A 24076-nucleotide genomic window follows, 5' to 3' on the forward strand; every position below is an offset into this window, starting at 1 on the left:
GTTCGCCCCGCAACAGTGCGTTTGTCGCCCAAATTCGTTAGGCTAGCCGCCTCTTTATGCGCCCGCATCTCAAAAGGAAGCCGCGCGCTAGACCGGTCGGTCCCCATAAGGACCGGCAGCAGTTCCCTCATCCATAGGGAATCCCTCTCTAAATTCCGATTCAGTAGTGTGGTATTTCCTCAAATGAAAGTGTTGAAAAGCCAGGATGTCCTGGCGTTAGGCTTTATGACTTTTGCCCTGTTCGTGGGCGCCGGCAACATCATCTTTCCGCCTATCGTTGGTTTGCAGTCCGGGCCTCATGTCTGGATGGCGGCGCTGGGCTTCCTGATCACCGCGGTCGGTCTGCCGGTGGTCACTGTGATCGCCCTGGCCAAGGTCGGCGGCGGTATGGACGCGCTGAGCAGCCCGATCGGCAAGATCGCCGGCGGCCTGCTCGCGGCGGCGGCGTACTTGGCGGTAGGGCCGCTATTCGCCACCCCGCGTACCGCGACCGTTTCGTTTGAAGTGGGCCTGGCGCCGCTGACCGGCGAAAGCCCGCTGGCGCTGTTCCTCTACAGCTCGGTGTATTTTCTGGTGGTGTTCTTTGTTTCTCTGTACCCGGGCCGCCTGCTGGACACTGTCGGTCGCTTCCTGGCACCGCTGAAAATCATCGCCCTGGCGATCCTCGGCATCGCCGCGTTTGCCCTGCCGGCCGGTGACATCGGCGTTGCCACGCCGGAATACGTCGCCGCACCGTTTTCCCAAGGCTTTATCAATGGCTACCTGACCATGGATACCCTGGGCGCGCTGGTGTTCGGTATCGTCATCGTCAATGCGATCCGTTCCCGTGGTGTTGAATCGCCACAGCTGATCACCCGTTACGCGATCATTGCTGGGCTGATTGCCGGCGTGGGCCTGGCGCTGGTGTACATCAGCCTCTTCCGCCTGGGTTCTGGCAGCCATGCCGTGGCCGCCGGTGCCGGTAACGGCGCCGCCGTGCTGCACGCTTACGTGCAACACACCTTCGGCTCCCTGGGCAGCGGCTTCCTCGCCGTGCTGATCTCCCTGGCGTGCCTGGTAACCGCCGTGGGCCTGACCTGCGCCTGTGCCGAGTACTTCAGCAAAATCCTGCCGCTGTCCTACAAGACGCTGGTCGTAATCCTGGCGCTGTTCTCGTTGTTCGTATCCAACCTGGGCCTGACCAAGCTGATTGCCTTCTCGATCCCGGTGCTCACGGCGATCTACCCGCCGTGCATCGTGTTGGTGGCGCTGAGCTTCTGCAAAGACTTCTGGCTGGAGCAGGGCCGTATCGTTGGTCCGGTGATGCTGGTGTCGTTCATCTTTGGCTGCATCGATGCACTCAAGGGCGCGGGCCTGGCGGATTGGATGCCGACCCAACTGGCGCACCTGCCGCTGAGCGAGCAAGGCCTGGCGTGGCTGGTACCGTCGGTGATGACGTTGGCCGTTGCCGTGTTGGTTGACCGTATGCTCGGCAAGCGTAGCGAAGCCATCGCTTAACGTAGCTTCTGGGCTGTACCGAAATGCCCCGTATCAATCGATACGGGGCATTTTTTATGCGTGTATGACTACAACCCTCTAAAGTTGGAGTTCGGTCAATGTGGGGTCAGGCTTGCCTGCGACAGCGGCGGACCAGCCGGCGCGGTAGTGACTGCACAGACGCCGTCGCAGGCAAGCCAGCCTCCACATGTTGAACCACGTTCGTCCCCATCCACTGTGTCTAAGGACCCGCATGTCGTTCGTCGAAACCAACCAGATACACCTGCTTGCCGCGCTGTGGTTCGTCCTGTGCTGGGGCGGTTACACCCGTTACGCCACCTGGAAAGCCCGTGACACCGCGTGCCTGGCCAGCGTGCTGCACCTGTATCGTGAAGACTGGATGCGCCGCATGCTGCTGCGCGATAACCGTATTGCCGACGCCAGTGTGGTCGGCAACCTGGAGCGCAACGCCTCGTTTTTCGCCTCCAGCACGCTGATCATCCTCGCCGGTATTCTCACCGTACTGGGCGCTTCCGAGCGGGCGGTGTCGTTGCTGGCGGACATACCCATGGTGCAGCAAGCCTCCCAGGGCATGTCGGAAATCAAACTGCTGTGCCTGGCGCTGGTGTTCGTCTACGCCTTCTTCACGTTCAGCTGGTGCATGCGCCAATACAACTTTGCGGCGGTGCTGGTGGGGTCGGCGCCGATGATCGGTGAGCGCCATGTGTCGGAGCAGGAGCGCAAGGCATTTGCCCTGCGGGCGGCGCGGGTGATTTCCATGGCGGCCAACCAATTCAACTTTGGGCTGCGTGCTTATTACTTCGGCATGACCATGCTGGCTTGGTTTGTCAGCCCGTGGTTGTTCATGTTGATGAGCAGCGGCGTCGTGGTGGTGCTGTATCGCCGAGAGTTTCATTCCGACGTATTGCAAGTGATGGTATATACCCCGACCGACATGCCGGTATCGGAAGTGGCTAAAGAAACGGTGTCTTCACTCGGGCCGCAAGGTTAGTCCAACTTTTTGCCACGGATAAAACAGCAGACAAAGAAAAGCCCGCTATATAAGCGGGCTTTTTTGCAGCAGTAGCCAGGCGATTATTGCTTGGCAGGTTCTGCTGGTGTGGCAGGTGCTGCTTCTTTCGCGGCGGCAGCGTTCGATTCAGCCTGAGCTTTGGCAGCATCGGCGTTTTCTTTCGCAGCGTCGTTCACTTTATCCTGAGCTTTGGCCATGTCTTTCTGAGCTTGCTCAGAATGCGAAGCTGCATCTTGGGCTTTGTCTTCGGATTTTTTATCGCAGGCAGCGAGGCCGAGGGCAGCGGCGAGCATCATGGAAATAGCTAAAGTCTTGCGCATTGGGTGTTTCTCCTTATTGAAGATATCTACTGGCCTTTCGAGCTTGGGCAGTCAGCATTAGTTCCTTTTGTTTCAAAGATATATAAAACACGGCCCTCAAGGAACTTTCACCCGTCATCCCATACTCCACCCGTCAACACTAATAAGAGTCTGTACACATGACCGAAAATCCCTTGCAGGAGCGCGCCACGCGCTTTGTTTCGGCTCTGCGCCATTGTCAGGTGCTGGGCATTACCGTTCATGCCGCAGGCTTGGAGGGCATCACGCTGCTGCTGCCTTACGCGCCCTCTATCGTCGGCGACCCGCAAACCGGCGTGATTCACGGTGGCGCGCTGACCTCTTTGATGGACACCGCCTGCGGCATGGCCACGTTGTGCGTATTGCCCGAGTTCGAGGTATGCCCGACTCTGGACCTGCGTATCGACTACATGCATCCCGCCGAACCGCACAAACCGGTGTATGGCTTTGCGCAGTGCTACCGGGTCACCACCGACGTGATTTTCACCCGTGGTTTCGCCTATCAGGATGACCCGCAACAGCCCATTGCCCATGTGGTAGGCACGTTCATGCGCATGGGCAAGCGCCTTAAGGGCGCACAAGGATTGGGCAGCACGATCAAGGGAGAGCAGGCATGACACATCGATTCAAAACCCGTCTCGAACAGGCCCATGAGCGCGGTGACTACGAGGCTCTGCTCAACCTTGTGCCCTACGCCAAGCTGATCGGCATCGAATGCACGCGTTTGGGCGATGAATTGCTGTTCCGCCTGCCGGCCAACAAGGACAACATTGGTAACCCGATATTGCCGGCGCTGCACGGAGGGGTGATTGCCGGCTTCATGGAGCTGTCGGCGGCGTTACATTTGCTGGTATTTACCGGTGCGCCGGGCCTGCCGAAAATCATCGACTTTTCCCTGGATTACCTGCGCGCCGGGCAGTTCCGCGACACTTACGCCAAATGCCAGGTGTGGCGCCAAGGCCGCCGGGTTGCCAATGTGGCGATCACCGCCTGGCAAAGCACCCCGGCCGAACCGATTGCCACCGCCCGTGCACATTTCAAAATTGAGGAATCGGCGCGCCCTTGAAATCCTGGTCTTAGCCCCCAACTTTGATGACAACCCGCCGCCAACCCTCAAGGGCGCGGCCACTGCCATCCAATTGGAGTTTGATGACCATGAGTGTGGAAACTCAAAAGGAAACCCTGGGCTTCCAGACCGAGGTGAAGCAACTGCTGCACCTCATGATCCATTCGCTGTATTCCAACAAGGAAATCTTCCTTCGCGAATTGATCTCGAACGCCTCTGACGCTGTCGATAAATTACGTTTCGAAGCCCTCTCCAAGCCTGAGTTGCTGGAAGGTGGCGCCGAGCTGAAAATCCGTGTGAGCTTCGATAAAGACGCCAAAACCGTCACCCTCGAAGATAACGGCATCGGCATGAGCCGTGAAGACGCGATCACCCACCTGGGTACCATCGCCAAATCCGGCACCGCCGATTTCATGAAGAACCTGTCGGGCGACCAGAAGAAAGATTCGCACCTGATCGGTCAATTCGGTGTGGGCTTCTACTCGGCCTTCATCGTCGCCGACAAGGTAGAAGTATTCAGCCGTCGCGCCGGCCTCGACGCCAGCGAAGGCGTGCACTGGTCGTCCAAAGGTGAAGGCGAGTTCGAAATCGCCACCATCGATAAGGCTGACCGTGGCACCCGCATCGTGCTGCACCTCAAATCCGCTGAAGATGAATTCGCCGATGGCTGGCGTCTGCGCAACATCATCAAGAAGTACTCCGACCACATTGCACTGCCGATCGAGCTGCCGAAAGAACAAGCAGCCCCTGAAGGCGAAGAGCAGCCTGCCCTGGAATGGGAAGTGGTCAACCGCGCCAGCGCCCTGTGGACGCGCCCTCGCACCGAGGTGAAGGATGAGGAATACCAGGAGTTCTACAAGCACATCGCTCACGATTACGAAAACCCGCTGAGCTGGAGCCACAACAAGGTCGAAGGCAAGCTGGAATACAGCTCGCTGCTCTACGTACCGGCGCGTGCTCCGTTCGACCTGTACCAGCGTGAAGCGCCTAAAGGCCTGAAGCTGTACGTGCAGCGTGTGTTCGTGATGGATCAGGCGGAGTCCTTCCTGCCGCTGTACCTGCGCTTCATCAAAGGCGTGGTCGACTCCAACGACCTGTCGCTGAACGTGTCGCGGGAAATCCTGCAGAAAGACCCGATCATCGACTCCATGAAGTCGGCGCTGACCAAGCGCGTGCTCGACATGCTGGAAAAACTGGCGAAGAACGAGCCTGAGCAATACAAGGGTTTCTGGAAAAACTTCGGTCAGGTCATGAAAGAAGGCCCGGCGGAAGACTTTGCCAACAAGGAAAAAATCGCCGGCTTGCTGCGGTTTGCCTCGACTCAAGGCAGCGATGCGGAGCAAATCGTCTCCCTGGCCGAGTACCTGGCCCGCGCTAAGGAAGGTCAGGACAAGATCTACTACCTGACCGGCGAGAAATACGAAGCCGTCAAAGACAGCCCGCACCTGGAAGTCTTCCGCAAGAAAGGCATCGAAGTGCTGCTGCTGACGGACCGTATCGATGAGTGGCTGATGAGCTACCTCAGCGAGTTCGACGGCAAGACCTTCGTCGACGTAGCCCGTGGTGACCTGGACCTGGGTAACCTGGACTCCGAAGAAGAGAAGAAAGAAGCCGAAGAAGTCGCCAAGGCCAAAGAAGGTCTGGTTGAGCGGATCAAGACAGCCTTGGGCGATGCGGTCAGCGAAGTGCGGGTTTCGCACCGTCTGACCGACTCCCCTGCGATTCTGGCCATCGGCGAGCAGGACCTGGGCATGCAGATGCGTCAGATCCTCGAAGCCAGCGGTCAGAAGGTTCCGGATTCCAAGCCGATCTTCGAATTCAACCCGGCTCACCCGCTGATCGAGAAACTTGACGGCGAGCAAAGCGAAGAGCGTTTTGGCGACCTGTCGCACATCCTCTTCGATCAGGCGGCCCTGGCCGCTGGGGACAGCCTGAAAGACCCGGCCGCTTACGTGCGCCGACTGAACAAGCTGTTGGTTGAACTGTCGGTTTAACACCGTTGTAGAAAAACCCGCTTCGGCGGGTTTTTTTTGTTTAACGCATCCCAACTGGAGTAAATGATGAGCCAAGTCACAGTACGTTCCGTGGTCTATCAGATTGATGGCCAGTCTTATGAAAGTCGCCTGGCCTTCGATGCCAGCCACAAAGGCCCGCTGCCGGGCCTGCTGATGGCGCCGAACTGGATGGGTGTGAGTGCGGGTGCCGAAGACATCGCCAAAAGCGTTGCCGCCAAGGGCTACGTGGTGCTGATCGCCGACCTGTACGGGCAAACCGTACGCCCCTCAAATGGCGATGAAGCGGGCGCGGCGATGATGCCGTTGAAGAATGACAACCCGGTACTGATCAAGCGTATGCAGGCAGCGTTTGAGCAACTGCAAAGCCAAACCGAAGCGGCCGTTGACGCCTCCAAGCTGGCGACCTTCGGCTTCTGCTTTGGCGGTTTCTGCTCGCTGGAGCTTGCGCGTACCGGCGCGCCCTTGAAGGCTGCCGTATCGTTCCACGGCACTATCGACACGCAGAACCCGGTTGGCGCGAAGAACGTCAAGGGCTCGGTGTTGGTGCTGCACGGCGCGTCCGACCCATTGGTGCCCAAAGAACAGCTACCGGCGTTTGAAGATGAAATGAACGCAGCCGGTGTGGATTGGCAGTTGCTGAGCTACGGCGGTGCGGTGCATTCCTTCACCGATCCGCACGCCAATGTGCCGGGCAAGATGATGTACGACGCGAAGACCGCTGCGCGGGCGTTCCAGTCGATGCATAACTTGCTGGATGAAGTGTTCAAGGGCTGACCATGTGATCGTTCCCACGCTCCGCGTGGGAATGCCTGGCTAGACGCTCTGCGTCTGCTCTTTGTGACGCGGAGCGTCACGGGCTGCGTTCCCACGCAGAGCGTGGGAACGATCATCCAAAGCTATTTCACAGGCAACTCAATCCTTTCAGTTTCGCCCGGCACCGTCGGCCAATCCCCAGCCGCCCAACGCTGCCGCGCTTGTTCGATCATGGCCGCGTCGCTCGCCACGAAGTTCCAATTGATCCGCCGTGGCCCATCCAGCGGCGCGCCGCCAAACACCACCAGATGGCAATTGCTTTCAGCAAACAGCGTCATTTCCTGCCCCGCAGGCAATACCGCCAGGCTATGCACCTCCAACGCCTCGCCATCCAACTGCGCTTCACCCTCCAGCACATACACCGCGCGTTCCTCGTGCTCATCCGGGATCAGCAGGGTCGTGGCCGTCTGCATCCGCACTTCGGCATACAGTGTTGGCGACAGCACTGGCACCGGCGATTTGAGGCAGAAACCAGAGCCTGCGATCAGGCGGATCTGCACGCCCAAATTGTCGCTGACCGGCAAACTCGCCGCCGAGTGATGGCTGTAATGCCCTGGCCCGGTCTCGTGATCCTTAGGCGAGGCCAGCCATACTTGCAGGCCATGCAGGCTGAAACCTGCGGCCTTGAGCGCCTCGGGCGTTCGTTCGACGTGGGCGATGGCACTGCCGGCGGTCATCCAGCTGACGTCACCGGCGTGCACCACCTGGTCCGAGCCGAGGCTGTCCTTGTGTTGCAGTGCGCCCTCAAACAGATAGGTCAGCGTGGACAGCCCGATATGCGGATGCTGGCGGATGTTCATGCCGGTGCCGGCTTTATAGCGGGTGAGCAACATATGGTCGAAAAACACAAAAGGCCCGACGCTGCGGCATTCGCGCGAGGGCAGCGGGCGCAGGATCGGCTGGCCTTCAACCTCTTCGGCGCGTGGGCGAATCACGGTGAGGGTGGTCATGGTGCGTCCCTGTCTGAGCGGGTTAGATGGCAGTGAGCATAACCCGCTCGACAGGGCGTTGGCGCTATTGGCTGAAGGCGCCTTCCGACAATTTCGTCTCGATAGTGACCTCAGCCGTGGTCATCAGCTTGTGCACCGGGCAGCGATCTGCCACGCGGTGCAGCTCGTCGCGCTGCTCGTCAGTGAGCACGCCTTTGAGGGTCAGCTTGACGCTGAGCTTGTACTTGCCTTTTTGCTCCTCGGTACTGTCGTGGGTGACTTCCACGGTCACGCCGGTCAGCGGGATGCTTTTTTTCTGGGCGTAGAGCTTGACGGTCAAGGCTTTGCACGATGCCAGGGCGGCATCGAAATAGTCGTGCGGGGAGGGCGCCGAGTCGTCGCCGCCCAGGCTCTTGGGCAGGTCAGTGAACAGTTCGTGGTTGTTGATATTCACGCTGTGGCGAAAGTTATCGTGGTTCAGGGTGTTGACGGTAACAGGCATGGTGAACCTCACAGGTTGGCGGGATGAAGGTCATGCAGTTATAGAGCATGCTGGCACTTAGGTGTTCCGCGTTTTTTTGGCTGATGAACCCCGGCACATGCCGCAAGGTCTACCCGTATTAGCCTATATCGAGGTTTACCGTGCCCTGGAATCGTCTGAGTCTGGCCCTGTTACTCGCCGCCAGTAGCCTTGCTGCGCAAGCCCGCGACTATGCCTACAGCGACGCGCACCTGCATTACGTGGATTTCTTTCAGGAAACGGCGGGCATGGATAAGTTGCTCAAGGCCATGGCCGACGCTCGCATCGAACACGTGATGATTTCTGGCATTCCCGTGGCCAAAAAATGGCACGAAGATGAACCCAAGCGCCCGCGTTACTACGCCGGTGACGATGCCGACGCCTATTGGTACAGCGCCACCGATGTGATCGTCGCGGCTGCGCTGAACAAGCTCACACCTGAGCAGCGTCAGCATTTCCATCCGTTTCTGTCCGGTTTCAACCCTAACGACAAGAACTCTGCCGCGCATATCCAGCGCATGCTCGATCTCAATCCTGGGTTGTGGCAGGGCATCGGCGAAGTGTTCACGCGCCATGACGACCTCACGGCCTTGACCGCCGGCGATACCCCACGTGCCAACAACGAAGCCATGAAGCGCATCTATCACCTTGCCGCCGAAAACGACCTGCCGGTGCTGCTGCATTCCAATATCACCTCCAAACGCGAGCGCAACCCGCTGTACCTGCCGGAGGTGGAAGAATCGCTGCGCAACCACCCGCACACCCGCTTTATCTGGGCCCACGCCGGTACCAGCAAGGAGATCCACCGCCATCAGGTGCAGATGGACTTTCTACTGCCGACCTTGAGCCGCCTGTTGGAGGCGTATCCCAACCTGTACATCGACCTGTCCTGGAGCATGCTCACGCCGTACTTGCTCGATGACGCGGGTAAGCCAAGGCCTGAGTGGTTAAAGCTGGTAGAGCGTTTCCCGGAGCGCTTTATGGTGGGTTCGGACGTTGTAGGGCGCTTCAACAAGCTCGGTAAGGAAATGCATCGCTTTGATCCGTTTCTCGATGCACTGCCCGAAGCGATAGCCCGCAAGGTGGCACGCGATAACTTCCTGGCGACTCTGCCGAAATCCACTCGCGATGAGCAGGCACATTGATATCGCCTTTTCGTCTTACGCAAATGTGAGCAGGGGCCGATACCTTTCAGGATGCCCCGCTGCAGGTGGATGCAGCGCATTTGGAAGGAATCCCGGCAATGAGTAGTATCCGCAGTCTGAATATCGCCCCCCGTGCCGGCTTGGGCTTTGGCGTGCTGGCGTTGATGGTGTTCGCCTTGGGCGGCTTCGCCCTGTTGCAAATGGCTAATATGCGCCATCAGTCGGATCAGGTAGAAAATAACTGGCTGCCCAGCGTGATGGCGGTGGGGGAGATGAACCAGGACCTGCTGCGGATTCGCGCGCTGACCCTGCGTTTGCTGGTCAACCGTGACTCGCAGGCGCTCGCGCAGAACGAGCAGAAACTCACCGACCTCAAGAATGGCCTGCATCACGCGAAGACGCTCTATGAAGGGCTGATCGTGCTGCCCGAAGAGCGCACGCTGTTTGATCGCTTCAAGGCCGAAGAGCAGCAATACCTGCAGCGTCAGGACCTGGTCATGGGGCTCTCCAAGGCTAATCAGCTGGAGGATGCAATCAAGATCGTCAACGGCGAGATGAATCAACTCGCCGATGCGATGTCCAGGACGCTGCATGACCTGGTCGCCTTGAACAAGGCCAGTGCCAATCAGGCCGCCAGCCTGGCGCAAAGTGTGTTTACTCAGTCGCGTACGTGGGTGATCGTCATGATCGTACTGACTGCGTTGATCACCGTCGGGTTGGCGGTGTGGCTGACCCGCAGCATCGTACTGCCGCTGGCGCAGTCGCTGAAAGTTGCCCAGGGCGTGGCCGGTGGCGACCTGACCGGTGAGATCAGTGTGACCGGCAACGATGAGCCGGCGCGTTTGCAACAGGCGCTCAAAGGCATGCAGGAGAACCTGCGTGACACCATCCGGCGCATTGCCGAATCCTCGAACCAATTGGCCTCGGCGTCCGAAGAACTCAGTTGCGTGACTGAGGACGCTACCCGTGGCCTGCACCAGCAGAATCAGGAAATCGAGCAGGCGGCCACGGCGGTTAACCAGATGACGGCGGCGGTGGAAGAGGTGGCGAGTAATGCGGTGGCAACGTCACAGGCGTCCCGCGAATCTGACCGCATTGCCCAGCGTGGGCGTGAGCAAGTGCACCAGACGGTGGCGTCGATTGAGGCGTTGGCCACGGATGTGACGGCCAATGCGACCCAGGTCGAGGCGCTGGCGCAGAAGGTGTATGGCATCAGCAAAGTGCTGGATGTGATTCGCTCGATAGCCGAGCAGACTAACCTGCTGGCGCTGAATGCGGCGATTGAAGCGGCACGCGCTGGGGATGCCGGACGTGGGTTTGCGGTGGTGGCGGATGAAGTGCGGGCCTTGGCCCATCGCACGCAGCAGTCGACCCAGGAAATCGAGCAGATGATCAGCGGGATTCAGCAGGGCACCGATCAAGCCGTCAGTTCGATGCAGCAGAGCAATACGCGGGCGCGTTCCACGCTGGATATCGCCAAGTCGGCGGGCACGGCGCTGGAGGAGATTGCCTCGGCGTTTGCGCTGATCAACGAGCGCAACCTGGTGATTGCCAGTGCGTCGGAACAGCAGGCGGCGGTGGCGCGGGAGGTGGATCGCAATTTGATGAATATTCGCGATTTGGCGCACCAGTCCTCGACCGGGGCGAACCAGACCAGTGCGGCGAGCCAGGAATTGTCGCGGTTGGCGGTGGACCTGAATACCATGGTGGCGCGGTTTTCGGTGTAGGGCGTGCAAGCGAGTTGACGCCATCGCAGGCAAGCCAGCTCCCACAGTTTGATTTGTGAACACCGTCAAATGTGGGAGCTGGCTTGCCTGCGATGAGGGCGACTCGGTGTCAAATCCGCCCCCCCATAAAAAAGCCCCGAACCAGTCGGGGCTTTTTCATGTGATCAACTTGCGGGGCTTACTTGCCCTGCCAGCGTTTCAGCACCAAGGTAGCGTTAGTGCCACCGAAGCCGAAGCTGTTGCTCATCACGGTGTCGATTTTGACGTTTTCAACGGTCTTGGTCAGGATCGGCATATCGGCAACGACCGGGTCGATCTCTTCGATATTGGCCGAACCGGCCATGAAGTTGCCTTCCATCATCAGCAGGCAGTAGATCGCTTCGTGAACGCCGGCGGCGCCCAGGGAGTGACCGGACAGGCTCTTGGTGGAGCTGATGGCCGGGGCTTTGTCGCCGAATACCGCACGCACACCTTCCATTTCCTTGGCGTCGCCGACCGGAGTCGAGGTGCCGTGGGTGTTCAGGTAGTCGATTGGGGTATCCACGGTGGACATCGCCATCTGCATGCAACGGATGGCGCCTTCGCCGCTTGGCGCAACCATGTCGTAGCCGTCGGAAGTCGCGCCGTAACCGACGATTTCCGCGTAGATCTTCGCACCACGGGCCAGAGCGTGTTCCAGCTCCTCGACCACCACCATGCCGCCACCACCGGCGATGACGAAACCGTCACGCTTGGCGTCGTAGGCGCGGGAGGCCTTCTCCGGGGTTTCGTTGTACTGGGTGGACAGCGCGCCCATGGCGTCGAACAGGAACGATTGGCTCCAATGCTCTTCTTCACCGCCGCCGGCAAACACGATGTCCTGCTTACCCAACTGGATCTGCTCAACGGCAGTACCGATGCAGTGAGCACTGGTGGCGCACGCCGAGGAGATCGAGTAGTTCACGCCCTTGATCTGGAACGGCGTGGCCAGGCAGGCCGAAACGGTGCTGCCCATGGTCCGTGTGACACGGTACGGGCCAACGCGCTTCACGCCTTTTTCGCGCAGGATGTCCAGCGCTTCCATCTGGTTGAGGGTCGATGCGCCGCCGGAGCCGGCGATCAGGCCGGTGCGTACGTTCGAAACCTGGTCTTCGCTCAGGCCGGAGTCGGCGATGGCGTCTTTCATGGCCAAGTAAGCGTAGGCGGCAGCGTGGCCGACGAAGCGATAGATCTTGCGATCGATCAGTTCTTCGAGGGGCAGGTCGATGGAGCCGGAAACCTGGCTACGCAGACCCATTTCGGCATATTCCGGGTTGAAGCGGATGCCAGGGCGACTTGCACGCAGGTTAGCGGTGACGGTCTCTTTGTCATTGCCCAGGCAAGAAACAATGCCCAGACCAGTGATAACGACGCGGCGCATGCGGATAACCCTTAAAAGTTGTCAGTGGAAGTGAATACGCCGACCCGAAGGCCTTCGGCAGTATAGATCTCGCGACCGTCGACAGTCACCGAACCGTCGGCGATAGCGAGGTTCAGCTTGCCCTTGAGGACGCGCTTGATTTGAATGTTGTAAGTGACTTTCTTGGCGGTTGGCAAGACCTGGCCAAAGAACTTCACTTCGCCTGAACCCAGGGCGCGACCGCGGCCTGGCAGACCTTGCCAGCCCAGGTAGAAGCCAACCAGTTGCCACATGGCGTCAAGGCCCAGGCAGCCCGGCATGACAGGGTCGCCTTCGAAATGGCAGGCGAAGAACCACAGGTCAGGGGTGATATCCAGCTCGGCGACCAATTCACCTTTGCCGTACTTGCCACCTTCTTCGCTGATATGGGTGATGCGATCCACCATCAGCATGTTAGGGGCGGGCAGTTGCGCGTTACCTGGGCCGAACAGCTCACCGCGACTGCAGCGCAGCAGGTCTTCCCGAGTAAAGGCGTTTTGTTTGGTCATGCGAGCTCCTCAATAATCCCATGCGGCAGGGTAGGGCAAATCTTCCCGAACCGAATGAAGCGTTCATGCCTCATGTCGGCAGCCTACACATAGACTATTGCGTTGTAGTGAAAGTCACAGCGATAAGGTACTGAATGTACACTTGTTCACTGAAATTTTAAACCGGGCCTGTTTATGGGCCCGTTCGGGTGCCTAAGACTGCCGCACTTTCGTCTTTCACGCCAGTCGCAGTTGGTTGATGGCCCAGCGCTATTGCACCCAGCGTTGCAGGATTTGCTGCAAATCCGTGCGTTTGAACGGCTTGGCCAGGTAATCGTTCATTCCGGCTGCCATGCAGGCTTCGCGATCGCCCTGCAACGCATTGGCGGTCAAGGCAATAATAGGCAGATCGGCGCAGCCGGGCAGTTGGCGAATTTGCCTTGTGGCCTCGTAGCCGTCGATTAACGGCAGGCGGCAATCCATCAGGATCGCGGTAAAAATCAGGCTCTCGGCACTGCGGATGGCCTCGGCGCCGTCGGTAGCCAGGCTCACTTCAAAGCCCAGGCTGCGTAGCATGGCTTCGACCACGGTGCGGTTGACCGGGTTGTCTTCTACCAGCAGCACGTGGCGGCCATCGCCGGCGCTGCTTTTGCCTTCGGCGTGCGGGGCAATCGTCGGCAGGCTTTGCTGATCGATGGCCAGTGGAATTTCCAGGGTAAACACCGAGCCTCGGCCTTCCTCACTTTGGGCGCGCAGCGTGCCGCCCATGCGTTCGGCCAGGGTGCGTGCGATCGGCAAGCCCAGCCCGGTGCCGCCGTAACGTCTTGAAATGGAACTGTCGGCCTGCTGGAACGCGTCGAACATCAGTTCCAAGCGCTCGGCGGAAATCCCGATGCCGCTGTCGCGCACGGTGCAGGTGAACCACACTAACTCGTGGTCGAGGGTTTGCCAGTGAGGCTCGACAGTCACCGTGCCGTGTTCGGTGAACTTCAGCGCGTTGCCGATCAGGTTCACCAGGATCTGCCGGATACGCGTGGGGTCGCCCTGTACGCGCAGGGCGTCCATGCCCTGCGGAATCGGCAGCTCCAGCGCCAGCCCGCGTTGCTGGGCGTTGTGCTGGAAGGCCAGGGCGCAACTGCTGATCAGGTCCGCGAGGTTGAACGGGATATGTTCCAGCTCCAGTGCGGCGCGTTCGATGCGTGAGAAATCGAGGATGTCGTTGATCACCTTGAGCAAATGCTCGGTGGACTCGCTGGCCAGCGCCGCGTACTCGGTCTGCTCCTCGGTCATCTCGGTGGTTTCCAGCAGTTGCAACATGCCCAGCACGCCGTTCATGGGTGTGCGCAACTCGTGGCTCATCATCGCCAGGAAGTCCGACTTGGCATTGTTCGCCCGTTCGGCTTCCTCGCGCGTCTGGATCAACTGGGCCATGGCCTGGTGCTGCTCACGGCTGGCCTGGTTGAGGCCCTCGGCGAGGTTATTGATATGCCGCGACAGGTCACCCAGTTCCGAGTCGTCGACAATCGGCAGTGGCGTTTTGTAATCACCTTGCTGGATGGCCTTCACCGCATGGCCCATGGCGCTGATCGGCTGCGACAGGCTGGCGGCCAGGCGCCGTGCGAGCAGGAAGGTAAATAGCAGGGCGAACAAGGCGAGGATGCCGGCCTTGAACAGGATCTCCTGTTGGCGCTGACTGAACGCGTCATTGGACATGCCGACAATCACCCGGTCCAGGTAATCCGCGTGCGGCGCCTTGGGTTCGTTGAGGTTGTCCTGGAAAAAGTCGTTACCCAGTTGGATATGCTGCAAGCGAATGGGGGCTTGGTAGACTTTCATCGACAGTGAGCGGTCGTGATTTTCCGACGGCTGTTCGACGTACACCAGGACTTGCTCGGTGCTGTCCTGAATCTCCAGAAAGCGCACATGGGGCGTGGCCAATGTTGCGCGCAGCAGGCTCTCGAGCACGTCGTTGTTGCCGGAAATCACGCCGTACTCGGTGGCGGGGGCCAATTGGTTGGCGATCAGTTGGCCGGTGTGGTCCAGTTCCTGGCGCAGGTCCTGGATTCGCACGAAGGTGAAAAAGCTGATCAACAGCAAGGTCAGCAACAGCGCCGGGCCCAGGGTGATGAGCTGGGTGCGGGTGTTGATGTCCCAACGACGACGCAAGGTCATGGACGTTTTTCTCCTTCGGCCAATCGGGCGGCGACGGCGACTTCGTCAACCTGTTCGATCCCCAGTGAGCGTGCGACTTGCGGGTTGCCCACGACTTTGAAGTGTTCCGGGTACAACGTGCGCGGCCAACTGGCCGGCGGATGGTCTAACAGTCGGCCGAGTACATTGAGCCAGTCGGCCTGGTCGCTGTAAGTGCTGGCCAGGCTGCCGGCCTTGACGAACCCGGCGTTGGGCCCCACCAGCGGCAGTTGTTGGGCGTAACTGCTGAGCAACAGGTTCTTCACGGTTTTCGGGTTGTAGAGCCGCGGGTCATCGAGGCCGAGCAGCACGTCACTGCTCTTGAGCAGGTTTTGCAGCGGGCGGCTGTCATTAATGTTGTCCCAGCGCTGCGGCACAATCTCCAGCCCCATAGGCGCTGCGTACTGGCGCAACTCCTGCAGCAGGAACTCACTGTCGACGCCGTAGAGCACGCCGATGCGTTGGGCTTGGGGCAGGATATCGGCGATCAGTTTCAGTTGACGCTCAAGAGGGGGATCGCTCCACAACAGGCTGATTTTTGCTGGGTGAGTGTTGCCCAGGCGCTGCCGGGCTTGCAGGCGGCTGATGCGCAGCACCAAGGTCGGCGGGCCCTGGGCATCCTGCAGGCGCCAATCGAGACCCGGCAGGTCGAGCAGGATCAGACGGGTGTTGGCAGGCAACTCACTGGGGGGCGGCAGGTCTTTGAGCGGGGTGAAGGTCACATGGTCTTCGGGGCGCTGCTGGGCAAGGGCCTGGGTAAAGGCGTGCATACCGGCACCGTCTTCGGCGGCGGTCAGCAGAATGTCGGCGCTCCAGGCCGGCGCAGTCAGCAGCAGGCACGCCAACAGCACGCCGCGCCGCCACAGCCGTGCAACATAAAGGAGGGTCATCCGTGACTGATCGCCCATGTCAGAACTCTAACTCCGCGCTGAAGTAGAGGACGTGGCGACTGTCGTAGTTGTTGTCGGCCCAAGTGGTCGGCTGGTTATCCAGGCGTTGTTGCAACATACCGGCCAGCTCCACGTTGGCTTTGCCCAGGGCAATGCGCTTGGCCACCCGCAGGTCGACCCGTTCGAAGCGATAGTGGTTGAGTGCGTCGTCGCCATAGTAGAACAGCGCGCTCGACCAGCCGTGGCCCCATTCGCGCAACCAGCCGGCCGAGCCGCTGTTGCGTGCAGTTTGCGCTTTGTCCTTGGGGTTACTGGCGGTGGCGTCGACGTAAGCATAGGTCAGCCGCAGGCGGTCGGCGTTGCTCATACGCCAGTCGAACTGTGATTCGGCGCCGGTAAACCGCGAGCTGTTGGCATTGCTGGCAATGTATTGGTTGTTGCGCAGCGGCGAGCTGATCATGTCGGTGATTTCGTCGTAGAACAGTTTCACGTCGACATTCAGCCCAAGGTCGGCAAAGAAGCCGTTGTAGCCCAGCTCGCGCGAGCGCATCAACTCTTTATCGAGGTTCCCGGGCCCGCGTGTTACCACAAAATATTGCCCGGAGTTTTGTCCGTAGGTCGGCGAGCTGAGATTGGTGACGCGATAGCTCCAGTTGACGTTGTTCTCGAACATGTCCGGCGAGCGAATCGCCTCGGAATACACCGCGCGCAGGCCGTGGCGCGGGTTGATCAGGTAATTGACCGCCACCCGCGGCGTCAGCGAGTTGCCGCTCAAGTGGGTGTCTTCGTACATCGCGCCGCCTTGCAGCAGCCAGTGTTCGCTGGCGCGCCATTCCAGGTGGCCGAACAGGCGCCAGGTGGTGTCGTCGAGGGTGCCGTTGAAGTAGGTGTCGGAGTCGGCGCGGTCGTAACGGTAATTCATGCCGCTGACCAGGCGCAGGCTGTCGGACAGGCTCAGGGTGTCTTGGATCTCGAGGTCGTAGCGGCTTTCGCGGGTGCTTTGGTCGATGTTGCCGCAGACAGGGTTTTTGCCGTCGCCACCCCATTGCTGCAGCACTTGCTCGGCCAGCGCCCGCTCGGCGCTACTGCCTGGCGGCGGATTGCCGGGCGTGTAGGTGTTCATATGCCGGGCCAACTGCTCGGCATAGTTGGGGTTGAGCTGCCACAGCTGGGTCAGTTCCGGGCTGAACGACACCTTGGCGTCACAGGCTTTCCAGATCTGTTGGCGGTCCCATTGCTGGGCTGAGCCCTGGATATACAGGCTGTGTTCGGGGTTGAACTCGACGTTCCAGCGCACGGAGCCGGCATAGTCCTTGGCCGTCACGTCGGAATTGGTGCCACCTTCGGTAATCCCATCGAATACCGGGGTGTAGGTATAAGGGCGCTGATTGCTGCCTTCTTTGGCGTCGAGTTGCACATCGATGCTCTGCTGCGCGTTCAGGGTCTGGCTCACGGCCAAGCTGAAACGGCTGAGGCGGCGGCCGTCCCGACGGTCGGCACCGACCTTATCGCTGTCAAAACCATCGTCCTGTTGCCCGGACATCGACAGGCGCAAGTCACCGGTTTCCCAGCCCATGCCCTGGCTGGCGTAGAAATCGTTGATGCCGCGTTCGCCACGCACCACTTTGACCCGCGAGCCGTGGCTGTTGGACGGTGAGCGTGTGAGGATATTGACCACCGCCATCAACGCATTGGCGCCATAGCTGACGGTGTTGGGGCCGCGAAACACCTCGATACGTTCGATGTCTTCCATGGCCACTGGGATATCACTCCAGTCCACTGTGGCCAGGCCTGCGCGGTACACCGAGCGCCCGTCGATCAACACCTGCATGCGCCGCGCATCGCTGGCACTGGTGCCGTGGTAGTTCACCGCTGCCTGGTTGCCGGTGGTATAGCCGACCATCATTCCCGGCACCAGCCGCAGCAACTCGGCGATGTCTCGCGCGCCGCTGGCCTTGATCAACTCGCTGTCGATCACGGTCATGCTGCCGGGCACGGCGGCCGCCGATTGCTTGAGGCGTGTGGCCGTCAGTACCTGGGGCAGCGGCTGGCTGTCGAGGAACAGGTCATCGGCCAATGCAGACGCGCTGCAAAGCAGCATCAACAACACAGATGAGCGAGGAGGAGGGCCCAGATACACGGTACAGCCTTGATAATTGCGGATAGCCGCCCATGTTAACTGAGGTGGGGCCATTTGCCAGTCGTCGCCCTTGCAATTACTTCACACAAACCTGGCATTTTCCGACAAGCGTGTGAATTGTCATGGGGGCTGGCCGCAAGCGGGTCGCCCCGTATAATGCCGGCATCGCCACTGGTATGGATTAACGGATTGCATATGACTGAACAGCGCCCTATTGCGGTCCTGGGAGGCGGAAGTTTTGGTACCGCCGTGGCAAACCTGCTGGCCGAAAACGGCCACGCGGTGCGCCAATGGATGCGCGATCCCGAGCAGGCCGAGGCCATCCGCGTTCACCGTGAAAACCCCCGTTACCTTAAAGGCATCAAGATCCATGCGGCTGTGGAACCGGTCACAGACTTGCTGGCTACGCTCAATGAGTGTGACCTGTGCTTCGTCGCGCTGCCTTCCAGCGCCTTGCGTTCGGTGCTGGCACCCCATGCCGAACGCCTGGCGGGCAAGCTGCTGGTCAGCCTGACCAAAGGCATCGAGGCGCACACCTTTAAGCTGATGAGCGAAATCCTCGAAGAGATCGCCCCCCAGGCGCGCATTGGCGTGCTGTCCGGGCCGAACCTGGCGCGAGAAGTCGCCGAGCACGCGCTGACGGCTACCGTGGTCGCCAGTGAAGATGAAGAATTGTGTGAGCGCGTCCAGGCGGTGCTGCATGGCCGCACCTTCCGCGTCTACGCCAGCAGCGATCGCTTTGGCGTCGAACTGGGCGGGGCGTTGAAAAACGTCTACGCGATCATCGCCGGCATGGCCGTGGCCTTGGGCATGGGTGAAAACACCAAGAGCATGCTGATCACCCGCGCCTTGGCGGAGATGACCCGCTTTGCGGTGAACCAGGGTGCTAACCCGATGACTTTTCTGGGGCTGGCGGGCGTTGGCGACTTGATCGTGACCTGCTCGTCGCCCAAAAGCCGCAACTATCAGGTGGGTTTCGCCCTGGGCCAGGGCCTGAGCCTGGAAGACGCGGTGACGCGCCTGGGCGAAGTTGCCGAGGGCGTCAACACCCTTAAAGTGTTGAAGGCCAAGGCCCAGGAAGTCGGTGTGTACATGCCGCTGGTCGCCGGGCTGCATGCGATTCTGTTTGAAGGGCGCACCTTGAATCAGGTCATCGAGTTGCTGATGCGCGCCGAACCGAAAACCGATGTCGACTTTATTTCCACCAGTGGTTTCAACTGAGGAACGCGCCATGAACGATCCGAAAGCGGCCCCTAAATACGAGTCCATTCTCCTGCGTGTCCTGTGGATGCTGGTGTTTGCCCTGGTGTGGCAAGTCGCGCAGTTCCTGCTTGGCGCGCTGGTGGTGGTGCAGTTGGTGTATCGCCTGATCTACGGCGCGCCGAACCTGGGCCTGATGAACTTTGGTGACAGTCTCAGCCAGTTTCTTGCGCAGATCGGCCGTTTCGGTAGCTTCCACACCGAGCAAAAACCTTGGCCGTTCGCCGATTGGCCGACGCCGCGCGCACCCGAAGGTGAGGCTGCCCACAGCGTGCCGCCGGCGCCGCACCCGGTGCGTGATGAAGAGCCGAAACTGTGAAGCTGTGGGTTTTGCGTCACGGTGAAGCCGAAGGGCATGCGCGCACCGACGCCGAGCGCAACCTCACTGAGCATGGCCGCGGCGAAGTGTTGCGCAGTGCCGCGCAGCTGATCGGGTTGCCGATCAGTGCCATCTTCGCCAGCCCGTATGTGCGTGCGCAGCAAACTGCGCACCTGGTGCGTGATGTGTTGGGTTTTGAGCCGGACATTCGTACCGTGGCGTGGCTGACGCCGGACAGCAACCCGGTGCAGGTGCTGGAAAAACTCGACACTGATGACAATGTGCTGCTGGTCAGCCACCAGCCCTTGGTTGGCAGCCTGATCAGCTTTTTGCAGCATGGCCATCTGCGGCAGCCGCAACCGATGTATACCGCCAGCCTGGCGGAGCTTGAAGGGGATTTTCCGCTGGCGGGGTTGATGAGCTTGGTGAGTGTGAAGAACCCGTAGGGTTGGAGGTATCTATGCAGCTCTTTGTGTTGCGTTTGGTCTTAGGTAGATTGAGTACATATCCGTTGCTGCGGTAACGGCTTCGTAGGGTTCCGCCCTTACGGCGGGTCACTTTTGGAAAAGAGCCCCAAAAGTAACCAAAAGGGCTCTTGCCCCACCACTCGGTGCCTCGCCTAGGCTCGGCATGCCCTCACTCCGGCTTGAATCCGTGGGCCGCCGCCATGGGCCATCCTTGGCCCATCGCGGCTAACCCGGCGTCCTGCCGGGTTACCCACGGATTCAAGCCTGCGTTCGGCCAGCGTGGTTTAACGGGGCGCCTCAGATCAAGATCAAGATCAAGATCAAAAGCAAGAGCACGGCGGCCTAGTAGCCGACCTGAGTGGTAGAAGCAAAAGCAGGGCAGAAGCAGAAGCAGAAGCAGAAGCAAAGCACCACCCTTTCTAGCTGATGTACTGAGATCCCAATGTGGGAGCGGGCTTGCCTGCGATGGCATCAACTCGGTGTACTTGATGGACCGAGGTGTCTGCATCGCAGGCAAGCCAGCTCCCACATTAGATTGAGTTCAGCCATCAAGATCAGGTCGGCTGTCAGGCCGCCTCGGTTTTGCTTTTGATCTAACCACTCAGGTCGGCTACTAGGCCGCCGTGCTCTTGCTTTTGATCTTGATCTTGATCTTAGGCGCCCCGTTAAACCACGATGGCCGAACGCAGGCTTTGGAGCGGGGGTAAACCGGCAGGACGCCGGTTTAGCCGCGATGGGCCAAGGATGGCCCATGGCGGCGGCCCACGGTCCAAAGCCGGAGTGAGCAACCGTGTCGAAATTCAAGCCATTTCAGCGAAATGCTTTTGATCGCGCACCATCGCATTCAAGATCGTCAGCAGCTTTCTCATGCATGCAACCAGCGCTACTTTCTTCGTCTTTCCTGCAGCAAGCAGATGGTTGTAGAACCTCTCGATCACCGGGTTATGGCTCTTCGAGGACAAGACGGCCATGTAAAGCACACTTCGAACCTCAGCTCGACCACCCCATATCCGTCTACGCCCTTTGTAGAGGCCGCTATCGCAGTTAAAAGGCGCCACACCAACCAAGGCAGCCACTTGTTTGCGATTAACCTTGCCCAGCTCCGGAACCATCGCCAGCAGCGAAAGTGCGAGCACGTTGCCAACACCAGCGACCTCGCGTAGCAAATCATAATTGGCCTTCCAGACCGGGGAAGCCTTGATGGCTTCGTGCAAGTCATCGTCTGTGCTTTTAAGCCGCTTTTGAAGCCAGGTGATATGTGCCTTGATGTCTCTTCGAAGTGCCTTGAATACCGCCTGCTTCAGCCGAGACTCCTCCGCCACGATCATGTCGATGAGTTGGCGGCGTCGAGTGAGTAGATCTGCCAGCTCACGAGTGTGTTCATCTGGCATCTCTCGAATCTCGGGTTTGACCGCCTGGGCAAACTCCGCAATCACCTGGGCATCCAGAGCATCGGTTTTAGCCAACCGACCGGTAGCTTTGGCGAAATCACGCACCTGGCGGGGGTTGACGACAACGACTGGCAGTCCCGCAGCGCAAAGCTCCGCAGCCGCAAGCCGCTCATACCCCCCAGTTGCTTCCAACACCACCAAAACCGGCTCCTGAGCCTTGAGATGTTTAGCTAAACGCTGGATACCTTCTTGAGTATTGAAAAACTGTTCGACTTGGCCAGTGGTGCTGACAAATGAGTCGAGCTTGTTTTTGGAAACATCAATTCCGACAAACGCAGAGTCATGGTCCATGGTGTTTTCCTCACGTCCAACCTTGCAGAATCGGGCTTCGCGCCCTGGCAACCGTTCGGACTAGTTTAGGAAGGAATCTGCTTCGACCCACGCTCACTCACGATCTCGAAATCCGAGGGCATAACGGTCTGAAGCAGATGAAAATCATCTTACAAGGGCACACCGAGCCTAGGCGAGGTGCCGAGTGGTGGGGCAAGAGCCCTTTTGGTTACTTTTGGGGCTCTTTTCCAAAAGTGACCCGCTGTAAGAGCGGAACCAATAGCAGTCGTTACCCAAATAACGGATATGCCCCCAGCGACCCCAAAACAACCCCATCACTCAACCTGTAAAAAGATACCTACCCCATAGGATAGATCGCCGCTTCGTGTGTGCTATATAGTCAACCAAGCAAGTGCTTGGTTGGCTATCATCGGATCACAAAGGAGCGCGTCCCATGCCTGTCGCTTTTCGTTTGCCGTTGCAGGTCTTCTTCGAACGTGAAGCGCGACACCCGCGCAAGCCCTTTCTGGTGCAGCCCACCGGCGGCGGCGAAGTGCAGACCCTCACCTGGGGCGAGGTCGGCCACCAGGCCCGCTGCGCCGCGCAGTGGCTGCGTGCCCGTGAGCTGCCGGCAGGCTCACACATTGCGCTGATCTCGAAAAACTGCGCGCATTGGATCATCGCAGACCTGGCGATCTGGATGGCCGGGCATGTGTCGGTGCCGCTCTACCCCAACCTCACCGCCGACTCCGTCGCCCATGTGCTGACCCATTCCGAGGCGGCGCTGGCGCTGATCGGCAAGCTGGATGACTGGCCGGACATGGCGCCGGGTATCCCGAACGGGTTGCCGACCATCAGCCTGCCGCTGTGCCCGGCCGGTGACTTCGATTACCGCTGGGCCGATCTGCAAGCCTGCTCGCCGATCCAGGACAGCCCCGAACCTGCCGCCTCCAGCCTGGCCACCATCGTCTATACCTCCGGCACCACCGGCTTGCCCAAAGGCGTGATGCAAACCTTCGGCGCCTTGGGCTTTGCTGCCACCCGTGGCACTGAGTTGTTTGGCCTGGGGGAGGGCGACCGCCTGCTGTCTTACCTGCCGCTGTGCCATGTGGCGGAGCGGATGTTTGTGGAGCTGGCGTCGATCTACACTGGGCAAACCGTGTTTTTTGCCGAGAGCCTCGACACCTTTCTAACCGATTTGCAGAGGGCGAGACCGACGGCGCTGTTCGGCGTGCCGCGAATCTGGACCAAGTTCCAGATGGGCGTCTACAGCAAGATCCCGCAAAAGCGCCTCGACACCCTGTTGGGCCTGCCGTTTATCGGCAAACGCGTCGGCCATAAAGTCCTCGCGGGTTTGGGGCTGGATGCGCTGCGCATTGCGCTGTCCGGTGCGGCGCCTGTGCCCGAGGCCTTGCTGCGCTGGTATCAGCGCCTGGGGCTGGACGTGCTGGAGGTGTACGGCATGACCGAAAGCTGCGGCTATTCCCACGTCTGTCGCCCCGGCCAGCAGACGCTCGGCTGGATCGGCCTGCCGTGCCCTGGGGTTGAAGTGCGCATCGACGCATCGGGTGAAGTGCAAGTGCGCAGCGGCGCGACCATGCTCGGTTACTTCAAAGACCCGCAGAAAACCGCCGAAACCCTCACCGACGATGGTTTCCTGCGCACCGGCGACAAGGGCGAGCAGGATGCCGACGGCCGCCTGCGCCTGACCGGACGGCTCAAGGAAATCTTCAAGACCAGCAAGGGCAAATACGTGGCCCCGGCGCCGATTGAAAATCGCCTGGCCGAACATGCACGCATCGAGCAAGTATGCGTGGTCGGCGATGGCCTGAGTGCGCCGATCGGCTTGTGCGTTTTATCCGCCGGGCCTCAAGACCGACACGCGTTGCGCAGCAGCCTCGAACGCTGGCTGGAACAGGTCAACCAGGCGCTGGATAAGCATGAGCGCTTGCGCCAACTGGTGGTGGTAAAAGACAGTTGGGCGGTGGAAAACGGCTTTCTGACGCCGACCCTGAAGATCAAACGCACGGTGATCGAGTCGACCTACGGTGCCCAATTCCAGCGTTGGAGCGCGCGCAGCGAATCCATTCTGTGGCAGGATTAGGGCCGTAATAAAACTAAC

The 24076-nt window shown here is 59.8% G+C and carries 21 protein-coding genes and 1 pseudogene; 13 read left to right on the forward strand and 9 right to left on the reverse strand.

Annotated elements, in window-relative coordinates:
- The first annotated feature begins 183 nt into the window (after window positions 1-183).
- Together brnQ and KZH41_RS10535 are read left to right on the forward strand one after the other, a co-directional pair.
- Entirely contained in the window at window positions 184-1497 is a 1314-nt protein-coding gene (gene brnQ, locus KZH41_RS10530) for a branched-chain amino acid transport system II carrier protein (RefSeq protein WP_094950710.1), read from the forward strand.
- Window positions 1498-1729: 232 nt separating this feature from the next.
- Window positions 1730-2488: a DUF599 domain-containing protein gene (locus KZH41_RS10535; protein ID WP_094950709.1), complete on the forward strand. Its 759-nt coding sequence runs from the start codon at window positions 1730-1732 to the stop codon at window positions 2486-2488.
- A gap of 83 nt (window positions 2489-2571) precedes the next feature.
- On the opposite strand, the gene KZH41_RS10540 is transcribed toward KZH41_RS10535, so the two are convergent.
- The gene (locus KZH41_RS10540; protein ID WP_094950708.1) at window positions 2572-2829 is read right to left on the reverse strand and encodes a hypothetical protein; all 258 of its coding nucleotides are present in this window, start codon (window positions 2827-2829) and stop codon (window positions 2572-2574) included.
- A 158-nt stretch (window positions 2830-2987) separates the two neighbouring features.
- On the opposite strand from KZH41_RS10540, the gene KZH41_RS10545 reads away from it, so the two are divergent.
- The 4 genes from KZH41_RS10545 to KZH41_RS10560 all read left to right on the forward strand — a co-directional run bounded on the left by KZH41_RS10545 (window position 2988) and on the right by KZH41_RS10560 (window position 6702).
- Window positions 2988-3464, forward strand: a complete 477-nt coding sequence (locus KZH41_RS10545; protein WP_094950707.1) for a PaaI family thioesterase — start codon at window positions 2988-2990, stop codon at window positions 3462-3464.
- Window positions 3461-3913, forward strand: a complete 453-nt coding sequence (locus KZH41_RS10550; RefSeq protein ID WP_094950706.1) for a PaaI family thioesterase — start codon at window positions 3461-3463, stop codon at window positions 3911-3913. Before KZH41_RS10545 ends, KZH41_RS10550 begins: the two co-directional genes overlap by 4 nt.
- Before the next feature lie 89 nt (window positions 3914-4002).
- Window positions 4003-5907 carry a molecular chaperone HtpG gene (gene htpG, locus KZH41_RS10555; protein ID WP_094950746.1) on the forward strand — a complete coding sequence of 635 codons (1905 nt, stop codon included), beginning with the start codon at window positions 4003-4005 and terminating at the stop codon, window positions 5905-5907.
- A gap of 66 nt (window positions 5908-5973) precedes the next feature.
- Window positions 5974-6702 carry a dienelactone hydrolase family protein gene (locus tag KZH41_RS10560; protein ID WP_094950705.1) on the forward strand — a complete coding sequence of 243 codons (729 nt, stop codon included), beginning with the start codon at window positions 5974-5976 and terminating at the stop codon, window positions 6700-6702.
- 122 nt (window positions 6703-6824) lie between these two features.
- On the opposite strand, the gene KZH41_RS10565 is transcribed toward KZH41_RS10560, so the two are convergent.
- Both KZH41_RS10565 and KZH41_RS10570 read right to left on the reverse strand, forming a co-directional pair.
- The gene (locus tag KZH41_RS10565) at window positions 6825-7691 is read right to left on the reverse strand and encodes a pirin family protein (protein WP_263274781.1); all 867 of its coding nucleotides are present in this window, start codon (window positions 7689-7691) and stop codon (window positions 6825-6827) included.
- A gap of 64 nt (window positions 7692-7755) precedes the next feature.
- Complete coding sequence (locus KZH41_RS10570; RefSeq protein WP_094950703.1) at window positions 7756-8172, reverse strand: OsmC family protein; 417 nt, start codon at window positions 8170-8172, stop codon at window positions 7756-7758.
- 140 nt (window positions 8173-8312) lie between these two features.
- On the opposite strand from KZH41_RS10570, the gene KZH41_RS10575 reads away from it, so the two are divergent.
- From KZH41_RS10575 to KZH41_RS30435, 3 genes and pseudogenes are all read left to right on the forward strand, one after another.
- Window positions 8313-9335: an amidohydrolase family protein gene (locus tag KZH41_RS10575; protein ID WP_263274782.1), complete on the forward strand. Its 1023-nt coding sequence runs from the start codon at window positions 8313-8315 to the stop codon at window positions 9333-9335.
- A gap of 98 nt (window positions 9336-9433) precedes the next feature.
- A pseudogene (locus KZH41_RS30430) lies at window positions 9434-10207 on the forward strand (MCP four helix bundle domain-containing protein); the annotation flags it as partial.
- Window positions 10199-11062: a methyl-accepting chemotaxis protein gene (locus KZH41_RS30435; RefSeq protein WP_371917677.1), complete on the forward strand. Its 864-nt coding sequence runs from the start codon at window positions 10199-10201 to the stop codon at window positions 11060-11062. The pseudogene KZH41_RS30430 and the gene KZH41_RS30435, both read left to right, overlap by 9 nt.
- Before the next feature lie 178 nt (window positions 11063-11240).
- On the opposite strand, the gene fabB is transcribed toward KZH41_RS30435, so the two are convergent.
- The 5 genes from fabB to KZH41_RS10605 all read right to left on the reverse strand — a co-directional run bounded on the left by fabB (window position 11241) and on the right by KZH41_RS10605 (window position 18187).
- Complete coding sequence (gene fabB, locus KZH41_RS10585) at window positions 11241-12461, reverse strand: beta-ketoacyl-ACP synthase I (protein ID WP_053255243.1); 1221 nt, start codon at window positions 12459-12461, stop codon at window positions 11241-11243.
- 11 nt (window positions 12462-12472) lie between these two features.
- Window positions 12473-12988: a 3-hydroxyacyl-[acyl-carrier-protein] dehydratase FabA gene (gene fabA / locus KZH41_RS10590; RefSeq protein WP_003210552.1), complete on the reverse strand. Its 516-nt coding sequence runs from the start codon at window positions 12986-12988 to the stop codon at window positions 12473-12475.
- A 249-nt stretch (window positions 12989-13237) separates the two neighbouring features.
- Window positions 13238-15139 (reverse strand): ATP-binding protein, encoded by a 1902-nt coding sequence (locus KZH41_RS10595; RefSeq protein ID WP_263274783.1) that lies wholly within the window; start codon window positions 15137-15139, stop codon window positions 13238-13240.
- The gene (locus tag KZH41_RS10600; protein ID WP_263274784.1) at window positions 15136-16065 is read right to left on the reverse strand and encodes an ABC transporter substrate-binding protein; all 930 of its coding nucleotides are present in this window, start codon (window positions 16063-16065) and stop codon (window positions 15136-15138) included. The genes KZH41_RS10595 and KZH41_RS10600 overlap by 4 nt, the downstream gene beginning before the upstream one ends.
- 1 nt (window position 16066) lies before the next feature.
- Window positions 16067-18187: a TonB-dependent receptor plug domain-containing protein gene (locus KZH41_RS10605; protein WP_318654898.1), complete on the reverse strand. Its 2121-nt coding sequence runs from the start codon at window positions 18185-18187 to the stop codon at window positions 16067-16069.
- Between the two features lie 195 nt (window positions 18188-18382).
- Here KZH41_RS10605 and KZH41_RS10610 point away from each other — a divergent pair, with 195 nt between their 5' ends.
- From KZH41_RS10610 to sixA, 3 genes are read left to right on the forward strand one after another with little or no spacing between them, the layout of a single operon-like run.
- On the forward strand, window positions 18383-19408 hold the full coding sequence (locus tag KZH41_RS10610) for an NAD(P)H-dependent glycerol-3-phosphate dehydrogenase (protein ID WP_094950697.1): 1026 nt from the start codon (window positions 18383-18385) through the stop codon (window positions 19406-19408).
- A gap of 10 nt (window positions 19409-19418) precedes the next feature.
- Window positions 19419-19766: a DUF4389 domain-containing protein gene (locus KZH41_RS10615; protein ID WP_094950696.1), complete on the forward strand. Its 348-nt coding sequence runs from the start codon at window positions 19419-19421 to the stop codon at window positions 19764-19766.
- Window positions 19763-20212, forward strand: a complete 450-nt coding sequence (gene sixA / locus KZH41_RS10620) for a phosphohistidine phosphatase SixA (protein WP_242155200.1) — start codon at window positions 19763-19765, stop codon at window positions 20210-20212. Before KZH41_RS10615 ends, sixA begins: the two co-directional genes overlap by 4 nt.
- 821 nt (window positions 20213-21033) lie before the next feature.
- On the opposite strand, the gene KZH41_RS10625 is transcribed toward sixA, so the two are convergent.
- Entirely contained in the window at window positions 21034-21975 is a 942-nt protein-coding gene (locus KZH41_RS10625; RefSeq protein ID WP_263274766.1) for an IS110 family transposase, read from the reverse strand.
- A 433-nt stretch (window positions 21976-22408) separates the two neighbouring features.
- Here KZH41_RS10625 and KZH41_RS10630 point away from each other — a divergent pair, with 433 nt between their 5' ends.
- On the forward strand, window positions 22409-24058 hold the full coding sequence (locus tag KZH41_RS10630; RefSeq protein ID WP_263274786.1) for an AMP-binding protein: 1650 nt from the start codon (window positions 22409-22411) through the stop codon (window positions 24056-24058).
- Window positions 24059-24076: the final 18 nt, after the last annotated feature.

This window comes from Pseudomonas sp. YeP6b, from assembly GCF_025642995.1.
GTDB lineage: Bacteria > Pseudomonadota > Gammaproteobacteria > Pseudomonadales > Pseudomonadaceae > Aquipseudomonas.